This is a genomic window from Paenibacillus nuruki (assembly GCF_963311185.1).
Lineage (GTDB): Bacteria > Bacillota > Bacilli > Paenibacillales > Paenibacillaceae > Saccharibacillus > Saccharibacillus nuruki.
Genome location: NZ_OY725677.1, coordinates 3,272,670 through 3,288,058 on the forward strand (window position 1 = coordinate 3,272,670; position 15,389 = coordinate 3,288,058).

A 15,389-nucleotide genomic window follows, 5' to 3' on the forward strand; every position below is an offset into this window, starting at 1 on the left:
TCCTTAAATAGTTCATTTGAGATGATTTCAATCTATAATTTATGCCTACAAAAATCATCTATAATCGTGGATCAACCGCATCCGATTCTAACGATAATGCAGCTAATACACATTCATGGATCTGCTCCAGACGATCACGCCTTACAAAACGCTCTACCGATTCTATACTTAGCGCAAATTCCATCAAAGCATGACGTTCTTTTTTACGCGTTTTACGTTGTTTGAGACGACTTAAGTTATTCGGGTGCAAATAATCGATGCCATAGATCATATGCAGATATTTCTGTCCTCGCACTTTGATCGCTGGTTGAATTAACTGTTTGCGATGATGCATTATCATCTTCTCTGGCTTGATCACAATACCTTCATGTCCGTCTTCTGTTAATTCTTGCCACCATTGTATAACGTCTTGTTCACTATTCTCATCGGTGATCATTTTATACTCTGTCGCCATAAACCAGTTACTATATTGAGCTAATTCTTCAGCATGCTTCATATGCCACTCATGTGTCTGATCCATAAAAGCTCCTGTACTATGTGCCAAAATATGAAAAGGAGCGATCCGTATCCCTTCCATGCCGTCGGTATCCCAACAATACTGCTGGAATGTTTCTCGGAAAATAGTGGCATTTTGCTGTTTGACCGTCCATTCAGCAATCCAGTCACTCACTGTAGCACCAGTACTTTGAGCTTTGCGTAATTGATTAACGATATAATCTCGATCCATTGTAGCCGCTTCAGAGACATGTCCATATTGAGAAGCAATCAACTCACGAGCTTTCAGATTCCATGGCACAATCTCTGTATCCATAAGAACGAAATCGGTCTGATACTTTTCAAAATAATCGGCTTCTTGTAGTTGCTGTTGCAAAGTTAATAACACTTCACGTTCTAACTCCATCTGGAAAAATGCTCTGCCTGTCCGTGTATAAATCGTTCCATGCAGAGGTCTACCTATATAAGGAATAGCCGCTTGTTCATCACGGAATAGTAATACAATCGCACGACTGCCCATATGCTTTTTCTCAGCGATCATCGTACTCACTTCTTGCGCACGATAATAAGCGATCGCTTCGGCTGGATGTTCCAGATAATTCTCTGCGACTGCCGCCAATGGAGGTGGTGTCATCGTTGGTGGAATATAGATTAATTCTTCTAACGGAATCGTATAATGTGAAATCGTATCTAAAGCTGTTTTGACAAATTCACTGCGTACTTTCACTTCTCCATAAACCTTAGTCTGAACCGTATATCCGTCAATTAGACGTGATAACGAAGGTGGAGCAAATCGTCCTTCTTCCCAGCGAACTAGCGGGCTGTTCGGATCTTGTGCATAATCAGCATACGCTTTGACACTCATAAAAGTCTGCTCAGGATAACGATATCCTGTCAGCATGCCACCAAATACAGCACCTTGATCAATATTGATCGTCTGATTGACGGTTGTAGGCTGTGGACGAGGATCATGTCCCCATACAATCCATTCCCCTGATGTATGATCGGCAAACCAGTCTTTACGAATCGGCTTGCCAGCTTCATCTGTTCCATCGATATCACCATAACGGCAATAATCATCAATACGTTTGGAATCTTTACCGATGAAATCATCTCGAATCCCGGCATGAGCAACGACTAATCGTTGGACTCCATGTTGTGTAAAGACTAGATGCGAAGGTGTGGATAACAACATGTCTTTCAATTGTTCTTTTAATATCTTTGTATCCTCTATACCATGAATCACTTCATATTGTTGGAATGCTTCAATAATCTGCTCATCTCCATGACTCATTGTTACCTGTCTACCTTCCAAATAACGAGCGATTTTCCAACCATGATTACTATCGACCATCCATGCTAACTTTGCGGTCAAATGATTGTGCCAAAATATCATTGTCTCTAGCGACTTCGGTCCACGGCTCATAATATCGCCAACAGATACTAACTTGCGTCCTTCCGGATGACGATATAATCCTGCTGAATCGGCAATATATCCTAAGCGCTCGATCAATTCGATCATTTCATCATAACAACCATGAATATCGCCTATGATATCAATCCCTGTTGTCAGTTCGATCAGCATATGGTTAGCAGACCGTTTCCATTGTAAATCTGCATATTTATGCTCTTTGATAATATATACAGAGCTGAATCCTTCACTTCGCAATCCTTTGATACTTTTTCGGAATTGATGAGCTTGTTGCTTGACCCGTTGTCGTCCTCGTGGATGTTCACGATGTTGATCCCGTTCCATCAATGTCTGTTCAGAAATATCCAGTGCAATCAGTATCACAGGCACATGATATCGCTTGCCCAGCGTAATATAGACTGCTCGATCTTCAGGTTGCAAATGTGTAGCATCAACAATCGTTAATTTATTTAAGCGACAGCGCGCGATTAATAGATCTTGCATGACTTTAAAAGCTTGATCGGAAATGCGTTTATACTGCTGATACATCACTTCTCCTTCTTCACGAGAAGGTCGCCGCCAATCAATATAATCTGTATCGCCAACCATTTGCCTAAATTGATCAGAGGACAGACTTTCATGCTCTCCAATATATTGTTGTTGCTTGAGTTGCTCAATTAATGTACTTTTTCCACTGTTGGATGCACCCATTAAGAGCACAATCCCAGCATGAGGAATCGTAATCGTGCTGGAAGATGAATCACTACGTTCTTCTGTCATTTGCCTGTTCATAGGTGCTGTCCTCCTATTCTATGAAATACAACCATTTGGGTAGGTTGTCCATACTGTTCATGTTTTTCCCCAATACCTGAAAGGGTAAATGTATACGGTCTATCTTGAATCCACTGTGTACAATATTGCTCCAATTCTGCTCGTGTCCATTCAAATCGGTGATCGGTATGACGAATCTCATCGTTGCCCATCTGATAGACTTCATTATATTCCCGATTCGGTGTCGTCATGATTAAGGTCTGTGGATGGTAATCTGTGAATAACGTGTGGATGACTTGTGGTAATCGGACTTCATTGATATGCTCGATCACTTCACATAAAATGATCACATCTTGATCGACCCAACGTTCATCACGATAAAATAAAGACCCTGTAGTTACCACCGGAATAACATAATCAGTACGTCCTTCTAATTTGGCAAATCGGTCAATCGCTCGTAATTGAGACTGCATCGAAGGCTCTACCGCCCAGATTTGCTCTACGCCTTCGATCTCTCCAAGACGAACAGACAACTTCCCTTCACCTGCACCAAAATCAACAATTTGCTCATGCTGTGGTAATTGGCTAACTTGTTCGACGATTGCCCGATAACGTAATTCATTCAACCGGATCACAGGAGGTTCTGTCTGATTTGGATCATATTGTTTGCCCTGATCTTCAGATAGTTCTGACTTCATTTCACTTGCTTCTGCTTGATTTGTGAATAATTCTGCTGATACATTGGTTATATCTTCATTTTTCGCTACTTTTTGCTCATATTCTTTAATTAACGGAGCAAATCGTAGACTGCGTTTGATAATAAGATTATGCTGTGGATGTGTGGATAACCAGCCTTCACCGTAACGTTGCAATCGCTCAATCTCATCGTCGCTAATATAATAATGTTTATAATTATCAAGAACTGGAATCAAAATATATAATTGGCGTAGCATGTGCTGTAATGTCTGTTGCCCGCTAATCTGAATATGACGTACAGTACTTCGATTTTTGAGATCAAATGAATAATCGATCTCACCACGCTCCATCTGCACTTCATAACCAAGCGGTTGAAATAACGATTCAATCACATGATCAGGCAAATCGGAAGCGACTGGACCCAGACTCATGTGTAAAGTAAAAGGATGTTCCACCCAATCTATATAATCCGCTTTGGGCTTACCGTTAAGTGCTGTACCTAATGCCGGACGTATATAACTACAAAATAAGCTACTCACTACCAATTCACGATCGTTAATATATTGAGTAATATCATAATGATCGGGGCTTCCTTTGACCAAATCAATCGGATCAGGGGTCACAAATAACAACACTTCGGTTTCTTCCGGCTGGAAAGACGTATACACCAGTCGTATTCTTGCACCTTTTTCGGTACGGTCATAAAGATTGTTTGGATTTTTGGCTAATAAATGCGAGATCATACTTGCATGTGTTCCAGTAGCTTTGATTGTTAAATACATATGTATCCCCTCCTTCAAATTCAGCTTTGTGGTTGTCTGGCTACGATTTCTACATAAAAAAAGACCGCAGACTTATTCGTCTACGGTCTCGACAGTGCTATTTACACTGGAATCATTATACGGTAAGACACAACTTGATCCATCTGCCGTGTATGAGCTGGCAAAAGGTACAAGCGGTAATCTATAAGCATATGTATTCAGCAAGAAAACAAATCTTGCGAGGTCCGATCAGAATGATAAGTCGTTATAATACGTATCCAATAATGCTGACTCTGATAACGTGGTTCGTCTGTATATAGATCCAATAGCGTCAAATTGGGATTATAACTCATCTTCTCGCGACCTCCTTTTGATGTATGGGTATTACCTTATTTTTGTGGTGTATAGAATACATTCAGGTCTTTCTGCCTGAATTGTGACCATCATATAACGTTTTTCCAGACAATGTCAACATGATCTTTATTACGTCATCCTACAGCGTAAATAATAAAAACCAAAATATAAAACACAACAGCTACGCCAAAACTTCGAATCGCCCACTGAATTCTTTTCCTTTTGCGCTCCATATATGCTTGTATTTCAGCATCATCATTACGCCTTCTAACACCAATTTCTCCAAATCCTCGACTGCTTAATATAACAGACAATACCATAAACAATGTGCCAATCCATGCCAGTGTGTTAATTAACAAAATATCTCGTCCTTTTCGCAATTACGCTTTATTTGGTATACATTATTTCAATTCCCTGTTTAACATACGTAGATACTATTCACTTGGTAACCATTTTTTTAAAGTTGTGTTCGAATCGCTCGTTGTGCCAGTTGAGTGATCGTTACATCATCCATCGGCGGGTTATGCAGTCCAAAGCGTACATCGCGATATAATCTTTGCAATGGATGACTCATCGCTAGACTATGAGCGCCGACAATACGCATTGCTTGATCGGTTACAGAGATAGCGGCTTGAATCGCTACTGTTTTGACTGCTGCAAGATCAGGGCTAATCCAATTCTGGTAATCCGAAAATGATTCTTTTCCAGTTGATGCCGAATGCTCTTGTTCTCTATCCCAACGATTCGCTACAGCATACATAAAGTGACGTGCCGTGGTGAGTTCAAGCTCTAACTGCCCTAATTTCTGCTGGATATGAGGTAAATGAATAATCGGCTCATTGACACTATTCGGTTGATACGTCGATGCAAAATCGAGCGCATGTTGTCTTGCCGCTATCGCTATTCCTAGATAACTGGCTGGAATATTCATCATATATGCACTTAATTCCCATTTACGCGGTTGATTGGGATTCACATTCGGACGTATACCCACGCAAGCTTTAGCAGGTAATATAACATTTTCTAATACTAGATTGTGACTAGCCGTTCCGCGCATCCCTACCATATCCCAGACAGGATCTATCGATACACCTTCTACAGTACGTGGAATCAGAAAATCAGCTACATTCCCATCCGGTTCAAGCGTGGCTGAGATCAGAAAATAATCAAGCATCGGTGACATCGTTGTAAATGATTTTCTGCCATTCAATACATAATTCTCTCCTGAACGAGTCGCTTGGGTCTGGGGCTTACCTCCACGTGAAGGACTGCCTGTTGCCGCTTCAGAATCCGCTCGATTGATTAAAGCACCATGCTCAACCACATCACGACATAGATCAGCAAAAACCTCTTCATCCCAAGCCCGACTTTGTGATAAATTAAACATCGAAATATGATGCCAACCTATCGCAATCGCTGTCGGTGCATCCACTTGTGCGATCCGTTCCTGACAGAGCAAAAAGTCAGTCAGTGAAATGCTTTTCCCACCATACTCTGTAGGAACAGAAAATGTATGATAGCCTGCATCTTTGAGCGCTTGGATCAATTCTGTATTTAACTGATTATGTTCATCCGCTTCTACTGCTCCATCTGCATACTGATCTGCTATATCTCCGATCCATTGAACCAATTCCTGTTGCTCCGCAGTCACAGCAAAATAATTCTGTATATTCATCATCCTATGCACCCCGTTTATTAGATTCAAATAACTATTTAACTTCTATAGTCAATTTTACTTTTGCAGTTTGTCTGTGCTTTATAAATGGTATTTATTAAACTATAACTATTATTCATTTACATAAATTATAGTTTGAGGTGTTCACATGTTAGTAGAAAATAGTACAGGTAAAATGATCCACATGTGTATAACTCCAATAAAATTAATTGATATTCAGCATACAAAATCAGACTGGACACTTACATTTGATTGGACATTATATTTCGAGTACCCGAACGTTGAAGTTTACATATTAACTACTAAGCATTCTACTTATGTTGAAGGTGCTATTGCTTTAGAAAACAGAGGAGATCATGTATGGATACATTTAATTGAAAAAGCTCCCCGCAATCGTGGCTCACAGGAAAAATATAAATATATAGCACATCATTTATTTGCATTTGCTACAAAAAGACATTTAGAGCAAGGTGGAGACGGCTTTGTTGCTTTCGATTCCAAAACAGGATTGATTACACATTATATAAAAGAATATGGTGCAGAACGTATCGGTTCAACTCGAATGATGATACCTTGTCTTGCTGGACAACATTTAATTGATGTATACTTAAGCAAAGGTGGTGGATGAAATGAAAAAGCAAACTACCCAAACCAACCTATCTAAAAAAAATATTTCCTCTATTACATCATTAACAAAAAATCGTTTTTCTAACTATGAAGTTTCCCCAACAATTCCTGGATCAAATGATCAATTAAGAGATAAAGAAGTAAGTGATGCTATTGCTAATTGGAAAAATTCAAATCAATCATCGATCAAAGTTCGCCCATGAGGCGGACTTTTTTTGTATTATTCCACATTTGCAAATGATGCACGTATTTCAGTAGGTGAACCGTTGCGATATTTTTTAAACGTACGACTGAAATAAGAAATATCGTTATATCCTGAAGCCATCGCGATCTCGGCTACCGTCATACTGCTATTGAGCAATAAATATTCGGCTCGATTAATACGTACACGATTGATATATTCAGTCACTGTCCGATTCGTTAATTCGTGAAAAAGACGACTAAAATGAAAACGACTTAACCCTGCCATTTGAGCCAATAGTTCTACAGGAATCTCCTCTGCATAATGCTGTTCGATATGTTGCAAAATCGGTGTAAATCGTTCTAAATTCTTGATTCGACTGTGATGATTTTGCCAGTTCGAATCTTCAATTACATATTGACGTACAAGCATCGCAAGCAAGCGATACATATTAGATTTGATCGATAACTCATACCCCAAATGACGTGTTTTGAATTCATGTATAATCTCGGTCATACACTGATCAAGTGCAGGATCTTCTGTAATATAACTTTGAAAAAGTAAACGATTCTGCGTCATCGGTGTAATAAATTTGGTCTCGACCGCATCTTGAGAAAGACTTTGTAATGAAGACAGATCCGCAATAAGCGCATAATAAACCAGATGATTACATAGACTCATTCCATGATGCAGATCGTTACTATTCAGCACAATTATATCTCCTGCGTGTACATGAATGGGTACCGAATTACATTCTATAATCGCTTCGCCTTCTTCAAAATAAAGAAACTCCATATGAGGATGCCAGTGATGCGGGAAAAGAATCTGCCCGTACTCTGAAGAATGGCAAAAATTCATTTTGATTGGAAAATAAGGATCAGGCATATTCATCGGTTCTTGCAAATCTACAGGCCAGTTCATTTCCCTACTCCTTTACCAGCAAAATGCACATTCACATTGCTTTTCTTTCTTTATTGTATCATTTCAAATCGCACAATAGTACAAACAAACCGCACACCGCTTCATGACCACCATGACGATCCATTATATAATTTCAACAAAGCAATAGCTTTTACCAGAGAAATACATATTTCATACTATTTCAACCTAAAGGAGACTATCTATGACAGCCAAAATTGGAATCGGTGTAATCGGTGTAGGCAGTATCTCAGAATTTCATTTGAAGCCTTATCACAAGCATTCAGATGTACAGATTATCGGTGTCTGTGATCTCAATGCAGAACGTGCAGAGACAGTCGCTAGACAATATGAAGGCGCTACCGCTTATACAAACTATCAGGATCTGCTGGATAACCCGGCTATAGATGCTGTCAGTATTTGTACATGGAATAACAGTCATGCCGAAATTAGTATCGCTGCTCTACAAGCAGGCAAACATGTACTGGTCGAAAAGCCTCTTTGTCGTACGGTCGAAGAAGCAGAACAAGTACAAGCTGCGGTAAAGGCATCAGGCAAATTACTACAAGTCGGATTTGTACGTCGCTATGATGCTAATGCACAGATGTTGAAGCAATTTAGTCAACAAGGAGACTTCGGTACTATTTATTATGCCAAAGCTTCTTATATTCGTCGTCTTGGGAATCCAGGTGGTTGGTTTAGTGATATTGAACGTTCCGGTGGAGGGCCTTTAATCGATATTGGTGTACATGCCATCGATCTCTGCTGGTATCTCATGGGGCGACCTGAACCGTTATCGGTGAGTGGGAATACGTATTACGAACTCGGTAATCGAGCCAATGTAGAACATCTATCCCGTTATCAAGCTGCGGATTATGATGCTACTCAGAACAATGTTGAAGATATGGCAAATGCAATGATCCGCTTTACCAATGGCGCTTCATTAATAGTAGATGTAAGCTTTAGCCTGCATGCCAAGCAAAATGAAGGCATGATCAAATTGTATGGCACTAAAGGTGGTTTTGAAGTCGATCCTGCGGTTCATATCACTACTGAAAAATACAATACAGTTCTCAATATAGAACCTCAGACCGATCATAAAGATTTTCAATTTGAACAAGCTTTTGATAATGAAATCAAGCATTTTATCGACTGTATTCAGACAGGTAAGCAACCACTAAGCCCTGTTGAAGATGGTGTACAGATGATGCGTATGCTTACAGCTATCTACGAATCTGCCAAGCTTGGCAAGGAGGTACAATTATGAAACTTGGACTGAGCACTTATAGTCTACACGGGCAATTAAGTTCGGGTGCAATGAATGTAGTGGATGTGATCGATTTTGCCGCAGATCATGGAGCTGTTCATGTGGAGATTGTACCGCTAAGCTATAATTTGACCGAACAGCCTGAACTGATCGAACACATTGTTCAGCGAGCCAAAGAGCGAGATATCGAAATTTCTAATTATGCTATTGGAGCTAACTTTCTAACCGATAGCGATGAAGCCTATGAGAAAGAAATACAGCGTGTGATGGATGAAGTCAATATCGCCCATCAATTAGGGGTCAAATTAATGCGTCATGATGTAGCTTCATCTACAGACGTATCGATTCAACATTTCAACCAACAATTAGATCGCCTCGCTTCAGCTTGTCGACGTATCGCAGATCATGCACAGCAGTATGGAATCACGACCAGTGTCGAAAATCATGGTTTCTTTATTCAACAAGCTGATCGTGTACAAGCACTTATCCAAGCTGTTGATCGCCCCAATTACAAAACAACACTCGATATCGGCAACTTTTTATGTGCCGATGAAAATCCAATCGCAGCTGTTCCTCAAAATTTGCCATATGCTTCGATGGTGCATGTGAAGGATTTCTATATTCGTCCTGCTTATCGTCATCCAGGTGAAGGTTGGTTTACCAGTACAGCTGGACAATATCTACGTGGAGCGATCATTGGTCAGGGTGATATTGATATGTGGGAAGTACTGCGGATTGTAAAGCAGTCTGGATATAATGGATATGTTTCTGTGGAATTTGAAGGATTAGAAAATGACTTGCTTGGCGCTCGAATCGGACTTGAGAATGTACAAAGAATATGGGAAGAGGTGTAATGACATGGTCACAACATTAGGCAAGATTGGTGTTATCTCTGATAGCTTTGGTCTAGGACTCAAAGCCGATTTGCAAAAAGCAAAAGAAGTCGGCGCAGACGGTGTACAGATTTGGGCAACACAGGGTGAAATGGACCCTGATCACTTAGATGCACAAGCTCGTGCTGAACTCAAACAATATTTGGCTGAACTTGGACTGGAAGTGTCTGCTTTATGTGCAGATTATGGAGGCCACGGATTTCGTAATGAAGCAGATAATGTCTGGAAAATCGAAAAATCCAAAAAAGTCATGACGCTGGCACTTGAGCTAGGCAGTCCGATCGTAACCACTCATATCGGTATTGTGCCTGAAGATGAGAACGATCCTATGTATAAAGTGATGCAATCGGCGTGTAATGAACTGGCTGCTTTTGCTTCTGATTTAGGCGGTTATTTTGCGATAGAGACTGGCCCTGAACCTGCATCACGTCTCAAATCTTTTCTCGATTCTTTAGAAAGTAAAGGCGTTGCAGTCAACTACGATCCAGCAAATATGGTGATGGTTACAGGCGATGATCCGGTGCAAGGTGTATATACATTACGTGACTATATCGTGCATACTCATGTCAAAGATGGCGTTCGTACACGTGAGGTCAATCCGCATGATGTGTATGGTGACCTGAGTCATGAACAGATCGCTGCGATGAATAATGGAAGTATTGGATTTAGCGAGGTTCCACTGGGTGAAGGAAGCGTTGATTTCCAAGCGTATTTTGCCGCTTTACAAGATATCGGGTATACCGGTTATCTGACGATCGAACGTGAAGTCGGTGACCAACCCGAGCAAGATATTCGGCAAGCCGTTTCGTTTATTCAACAATACAAATCAACTCAATAATTAAGCTTGATTAGGATAAATATGAAAGCCTTTAAATGATCGATTAATGATCTTTTGAAGGCTTTTTTCACCTTTTAGACGTTTAGATCAATTGTTGCAAATTCAGACTCACTTGTACCACTTTATGCTGTGGTTCATGATTGCCTTTGATCTGTGCATGCACTAACTCTACAGCTAATCTCGCTATCGTTCGTTCATCTTGCTTCAAGTAACCGATACCTGGCAATTCTGGATTATCAAAAGAAATCAATTCTACATCCTCTGTCTTTCCCAGTTCTACTAGTGAAGCATATGTTAATTTGGCTGCTTCTGCACTTAAAGCCAGTACAGCAGTCACCTGTGAATGGTGATTCATGAAATGGGTAATATATTCTTTTCCCTGCTCATTACGCAAAATATCCAACGGAATATGACACCATAGATTTTTGTCGATTGAGATATGATGATCGATATATGCTTTTTCAAAACCCGATGTACGATCTTCAATGACGGTATTGGTTCGATCCGGTGAAATTAACGCGATATGACGATGCTTTTTGCTCAATAAATAGACAATCGCTTCATAAGCCGCACTCAAATTATCTGAAGTGATTCGGAACGTCTCAATATTGCGTAAATAGCGATCCATAAACACAAATGGAAATTTATCCAGTGATAATCGCAATAACGACTCATTGTATTTCTCATCCTCTGTTGGAAACACAATCATCCCTTGCGCTCCGATCGACAACAGCCGAACGATAGCTTCTGTCTCATTGCTCGACGATTCACGTGTAATATGGAGGATCAATTGATAACCCAATTGCCCTGCATAATATTCTGTATAATCAATCATTTTCTGGATGACACTGGTCTTCATTGTAGGAATAATCAGACCAATCAATGGTAAATGGGCAGTAGGTACACTGGATGATCCCTGTTGATGATGCCCGGAAAGATATTCTGATTGCGTATGATTACTCTCCTCTTGCTCATTCCAACATACAAATGTCCCCTTCCCTTGAATACGAGTAACCCATCCTTCTTCAGCTAATCCAATCAACGCATTTTTCACTGTAATCTTACTCACTTGATATTCATCCATAATCTCTTGCTCGGAAGGCACACGATCTTTGTATCGTAATTCCCCTGAAATAATCTTATCTTTGATCTGCTGTTTGATCTGCTTATACAGTGGCATTTTCTTCATGTCTATTCTCACCTCCGTCATCAAATGTTTACATTTTTTATAGCATAGCACTTTTATTGTAAACGTATACATTTTTATTTGGAGCTGATTATAGCACATAAATATACTTTTTATATAAAACATATTTTTATTAAATTTATAACCAATTGAGTATATAAATTCTAAAATTTGAGCCGTATACTACATAAATAAAGCGTTTACATTTTAAATTTGGAGGTCAATTATGAAAAAATCAGGTATCTTACTTTCTTCTTTGCTACTGGTGACGACCCTTTTATCTGCTTGTGGTAACTCTACCGATTCTTCTTCTGCTTCAGGTGGAAGTGGAGCCAATGACAAAGTAACGTTAACAGTTACCCACTATATGGTGGAGAAGCCCAAAGTCGATACATTTAAAAAATTAACCGACCGCTTTACGGAATTGAATCCTAATATTACGTTCGATGTGCAAGTCATGCCTGTAGATAAATACAATGACAATATCAAAATGAAAGTGGCTGCAAGCGATGTACCTGATATCATTTTTGGTCGTCCGCAAGGTATGGTCGATATTACCAAAGCAGGTTCTTTTCTAGACCTTACCAATGAACCTTTTATTCAAAAAGTAAATAAAGATTATCTCCCTAACGTTTCCTACGACGGCAAAGTATACGGATTACCTACTGACCTAATGACCAACGCTGTCATCTACAACAAAGATTTATTCAAAAAAGCAGGCGTAGAAGTTCCTAAAACATACTCTGAATTAGTGAAAGTAGCACAAACGTTACAATCCAAAGATATCACTCCTTTTGCCGCTTCATGGAAAGATGGCGCTTCATATATGAGCTTTATGTGGCCTGATATGTGGGGTAATTTGCTTAAAGACAATCCTGATTATGCAGGCAAAATGATGGCAGGCGAGACTACTTTTGCAGCGATTCCGGGTTACAAAGATTTCTTGACTCGTGTAAATACACTTAGTTCTTTTGCTAACAAAGATGCTGCTGATATTGATTATGATCGTTCGCTTCAGTATTTTGCTCAAGGTAAAGCGGCAATGGATATTATGGGTAGCTTTGCTATTGGAACGATTCGTAGCTATAACCCTGAAGGCAATTTCGGTGTCTTTATGTATCCAGCAACAGATACGCCTGAGAACAATGTCATGACTTACTCTACAGATGATACATGGATGATCGGTGCTCAATCCAAAAATCTAGATGCCGCTAAAAAATTCTTAGAATTTATGGCATCTGATGAAGGTGCTCAAATCTGGGCAGATGGCGTACAGACACTAAGCGCAATCTCAGCAGATATCAAACCAGCCAAACAAGATCCAATCTCTGAAGAATTTCAAACCATCTTCAAAACAGGCAAAGTTGTTAACAATCAGGTTAAACCTCTCTGGTACGGACAATATGATGATACATGGCAAAAAGATTTAACATTCTTCCTTGTCTCTGATCCTGCAACACGTAGCGTCGATGAATTGCTACAAAAATTAGATGCTGATTTCGCTCGAATCAACAAAATGAATTAATCGTAAGTATCCTATTCTAACTAATCTGGTGGTGATCTCGTGACCCGTAAGTACAAAGACGAACTGCTCAAGTTCACCTTTATCGTTCCTGCTTTACTTTTCTTTTGCCTTGTTGTTGTGTTCCCTTTCTTTCGTGGAGTCAATATTGCTTTTACTAACTGGAACGGGATTGATATGTCTTACGATTATGTAGGTTTGCACAATCTCAAATTATTATTTACCGATACAGAGCTATTGAATCCGATTAAAAACACACTGTTTTTTGCGATCTTTACGACCGTATTTATCAATGTGATCGGACTTGGTCTGGCAGTTGCGCTAAATACCAAGTTCCCGGGCGTTAATTTGCTCAAAAGCTTTATATTTATGCCGATGGTGATCAGTCTGGTGCTAGCTGCTATTATCTGGCGTTATATTTACAGCGATATTTTCCCAACGATTTTCCATACCGATGGAGGATTATTGGGAAATCCGACTACCGTTATGCTAGGCATTTCGATTATTAGCGTCTGGAAAGAAGTCGGTCTGGCGATGGTGATCTATTATGCAGGACTACAGACGATTCCCAAAGATATGTACGAATCAGCGCATATTGATGGAGCTGGCAGTTGGATTCAATTTTCCAAAATTACAGTTCCTTTGTTAATGCCTGCTTTCACGTATTGTATTCCGCTCTGGATCGGTACAGGATTACGGCAATTTGATTATCCGATGGTCGCTACGAAAGGCGGCCCGGGTACATCATCCGAAACACTGGCTATGTATGTGTATAATTATGAGTTTCCTTATTTCAAAGCCGGTTACGGGCAGATGGCAGCCCTTATGTTATTCTTCTTTATTTTGATCGTGACTGTGTTTGTCACTAACTATTTCCGGAGAAGAGAGGTGGAATATTGAATACTTCGGTTCCGATTGTACGAGTCAAAGAAACGTCAAAACGTCGCTTTCCCAAGTTAATCCGAATTATTATGTTGTATATTATCGCGATTTTGTTTTTATTTCCGTTTTATATCGCTATCGTGTATTCGATTAAGACACCCATCGAAACGGCTCAAAGTCCACTAGCTTTTCCAACACATATTGCATGGTCCAATTACAGCGATGCGATAGCCGCTTCTAACTTTTTTCTTGCTTTACGAAACAGTGTGCTGACGACTATTGGCACCGTATTATTAACGATCACCGTCTGTTCGATGGCGGCTTATATGATCGCACGTAACAACAATCGCTTTTATAACTTTTTCTACTATCTGTTTATGTCTAGTATTATGTTGCCTTTTCAAGTATTAATGTTTCCTCTGTACAAAACGTGGACAGAACTGCATTTATTGAACACGATTCCCGGTCTAATTATTGCATTAACCGGTGTACAGATAGGATATTTCGCTTTCTTATATGTAGGTTTTATTAAGACGGTTCCACGCGAATTAGAAGAATCAGCAATGTTAGATGGCGCATCCAGATATCGGACATTTTTCAGTATTATTTTCCCGCTACTGAAGCCAATTAATTCAACGATTCTGGTATTAAGCGCGCTTGGAGCTTGGAATGATTTTGTCGTCTCGATGATTATTGTGCAGAAAAAAGAAGCTTCCACTTTACCATTAGTTCAGTTCCAATTTTTCGGAGAATACACATCAGAGATTAATATGGCATTTGCAGCCATTATTTTATCTATGATCCCGATTATGGTGTTCTATCTTTTCGCACAGAAATACATTATCGGTGGCGTCACCGCTGGTGCAGTCAAAGGATAATCAGTGCATATCAGTCCCAACACACTATAGATTA

General features: G+C 39.8%; 14 protein-coding genes. 8 read left to right on the top strand and 6 right to left on the bottom strand.

Going from position 1 to position 15,389, the window contains the following annotated elements:
* Window positions 1–58: 58 nt before the first annotated feature.
* The 4 genes from RCP16_RS14565 to RCP16_RS14580 form a co-directional block, all read right to left on the bottom strand.
* Window positions 59–2,698, bottom strand: a complete 2,640-nt coding sequence (locus RCP16_RS14565) for a polynucleotide kinase-phosphatase (protein ID WP_308640631.1) — start codon at window positions 2,696–2,698, stop codon at window positions 59–61.
* On the bottom strand, window positions 2,695–4,155 hold the full coding sequence (locus RCP16_RS14570) for a 3' terminal RNA ribose 2'-O-methyltransferase Hen1 (protein WP_308640632.1): 1,461 nt from the start codon (window positions 4,153–4,155) through the stop codon (window positions 2,695–2,697). Before RCP16_RS14570 ends, RCP16_RS14565 begins: the two co-directional genes overlap by 4 nt.
* A gap of 467 nt (window positions 4,156–4,622) precedes the next feature.
* Window positions 4,623–4,868, bottom strand: a complete 246-nt coding sequence (locus tag RCP16_RS14575; protein WP_137221199.1) for a hypothetical protein — start codon at window positions 4,866–4,868, stop codon at window positions 4,623–4,625.
* Between the two features lie 77 nt (window positions 4,869–4,945).
* Window positions 4,946–6,166 (bottom strand): acyl-CoA dehydrogenase family protein, encoded by a 1,221-nt coding sequence (locus RCP16_RS14580; RefSeq protein WP_308640633.1) that lies wholly within the window; start codon window positions 6,164–6,166, stop codon window positions 4,946–4,948.
* Window positions 6,167–6,311: 145 nt separating this feature from the next.
* Here RCP16_RS14580 and RCP16_RS14585 point away from each other — a divergent pair, with 145 nt between their 5' ends.
* Both RCP16_RS14585 and RCP16_RS14590 read left to right on the top strand, forming a co-directional pair.
* Window positions 6,312–6,791 (top strand): hypothetical protein, encoded by a 480-nt coding sequence (locus RCP16_RS14585; RefSeq protein ID WP_069326711.1) that lies wholly within the window; start codon window positions 6,312–6,314, stop codon window positions 6,789–6,791.
* A gap of 1 nt (window position 6,792) precedes the next feature.
* Window positions 6,793–6,993 carry a hypothetical protein gene (locus tag RCP16_RS14590; protein WP_069326712.1) on the top strand — a complete coding sequence of 67 codons (201 nt, stop codon included), beginning with the start codon at window positions 6,793–6,795 and terminating at the stop codon, window positions 6,991–6,993.
* A gap of 17 nt (window positions 6,994–7,010) precedes the next feature.
* Here RCP16_RS14590 and RCP16_RS14595 read toward each other — a convergent pair whose 3' ends face one another.
* Entirely contained in the window at window positions 7,011–7,892 is an 882-nt protein-coding gene (locus RCP16_RS14595; protein ID WP_137221204.1) for an AraC family transcriptional regulator, read from the bottom strand.
* A 202-nt stretch (window positions 7,893–8,094) separates the two neighbouring features.
* Here RCP16_RS14595 and RCP16_RS14600 point away from each other — a divergent pair, with 202 nt between their 5' ends.
* The 3 genes from RCP16_RS14600 to RCP16_RS14610 are packed head-to-tail and all read left to right on the top strand — an operon-like array spanning window position 8,095 to window position 10,887.
* Complete coding sequence (locus tag RCP16_RS14600; protein ID WP_308640634.1) at window positions 8,095–9,156, top strand: Gfo/Idh/MocA family protein; 1,062 nt, start codon at window positions 8,095–8,097, stop codon at window positions 9,154–9,156.
* Entirely contained in the window at window positions 9,153–10,010 is an 858-nt protein-coding gene (locus RCP16_RS14605) for a sugar phosphate isomerase/epimerase family protein (protein ID WP_308640635.1), read from the top strand. The genes RCP16_RS14600 and RCP16_RS14605 overlap by 4 nt, the downstream gene beginning before the upstream one ends.
* A gap of 4 nt (window positions 10,011–10,014) precedes the next feature.
* Window positions 10,015–10,887, top strand: coding sequence for a sugar phosphate isomerase/epimerase family protein (locus RCP16_RS14610; RefSeq protein WP_308640636.1), 873 nt, complete (start codon window positions 10,015–10,017; stop codon window positions 10,885–10,887).
* A gap of 82 nt (window positions 10,888–10,969) precedes the next feature.
* On the opposite strand, the gene RCP16_RS14615 is transcribed toward RCP16_RS14610, so the two are convergent.
* Window positions 10,970–12,076 (bottom strand): GntR family transcriptional regulator, encoded by a 1,107-nt coding sequence (locus tag RCP16_RS14615; protein WP_069326717.1) that lies wholly within the window; start codon window positions 12,074–12,076, stop codon window positions 10,970–10,972.
* A gap of 223 nt (window positions 12,077–12,299) precedes the next feature.
* On the opposite strand from RCP16_RS14615, the gene RCP16_RS14620 reads away from it, so the two are divergent.
* From RCP16_RS14620 to RCP16_RS14630, 3 genes are read left to right on the top strand one after another with little or no spacing between them, the layout of a single operon-like run.
* A complete protein-coding gene (locus tag RCP16_RS14620) occupies window positions 12,300–13,598 on the top strand; it encodes an ABC transporter substrate-binding protein (RefSeq protein ID WP_308640637.1) in 1,299 nt (432 codons plus the stop codon).
* A 39-nt stretch (window positions 13,599–13,637) separates the two neighbouring features.
* Window positions 13,638–14,495 carry a carbohydrate ABC transporter permease gene (locus RCP16_RS14625; RefSeq protein ID WP_069326719.1) on the top strand — a complete coding sequence of 286 codons (858 nt, stop codon included), beginning with the start codon at window positions 13,638–13,640 and terminating at the stop codon, window positions 14,493–14,495.
* A complete protein-coding gene (locus RCP16_RS14630; RefSeq protein ID WP_083243387.1) occupies window positions 14,492–15,355 on the top strand; it encodes a carbohydrate ABC transporter permease in 864 nt (287 codons plus the stop codon). Before RCP16_RS14625 ends, RCP16_RS14630 begins: the two co-directional genes overlap by 4 nt.
* The last annotated feature ends 34 nt before the right edge of the window (window positions 15,356–15,389 follow it).

Excerpts from the sequence above, each read along its gene's own strand:
- RCP16_RS14580 (WP_308640633.1), bottom strand. The coding sequence starts at position 6,166 with ATGATGAATATACAGAATTATTTTGCTGTGACTGCGGAGCAACAGGAA.
- RCP16_RS14565 (WP_308640631.1), bottom strand. The coding sequence starts at position 2,698 with ATGAACAGGCAAATGACAGAAGAACGTAGTGATTCATCTTCCAGCACG.
- RCP16_RS14610 (WP_308640636.1), top strand. The coding sequence starts at position 10,015 with ATGGTCACAACATTAGGCAAGATTGGTGTTATCTCTGATAGCTTTGGT.
- RCP16_RS14600 (WP_308640634.1), top strand. The coding sequence starts at position 8,095 with ATGACAGCCAAAATTGGAATCGGTGTAATCGGTGTAGGCAGTATCTCA.
- RCP16_RS14620 (WP_308640637.1), top strand. The coding sequence starts at position 12,300 with ATGAAAAAATCAGGTATCTTACTTTCTTCTTTGCTACTGGTGACGACC.
- RCP16_RS14595 (WP_137221204.1), bottom strand. The coding sequence starts at position 7,892 with ATGAACTGGCCTGTAGATTTGCAAGAACCGATGAATATGCCTGATCCT.
- RCP16_RS14570 (WP_308640632.1), bottom strand. The coding sequence starts at position 4,155 with ATGTATTTAACAATCAAAGCTACTGGAACACATGCAAGTATGATCTCG.
- RCP16_RS14590 (WP_069326712.1), top strand. The coding sequence starts at position 6,793 with ATGAAAAAGCAAACTACCCAAACCAACCTATCTAAAAAAAATATTTCC.
- RCP16_RS14615 (WP_069326717.1), bottom strand. The coding sequence starts at position 12,076 with ATGAAGAAAATGCCACTGTATAAGCAGATCAAACAGCAGATCAAAGAT.
- RCP16_RS14585 (WP_069326711.1), top strand. The coding sequence starts at position 6,312 with ATGTTAGTAGAAAATAGTACAGGTAAAATGATCCACATGTGTATAACT.
- RCP16_RS14605 (WP_308640635.1), top strand. The coding sequence starts at position 9,153 with ATGAAACTTGGACTGAGCACTTATAGTCTACACGGGCAATTAAGTTCG.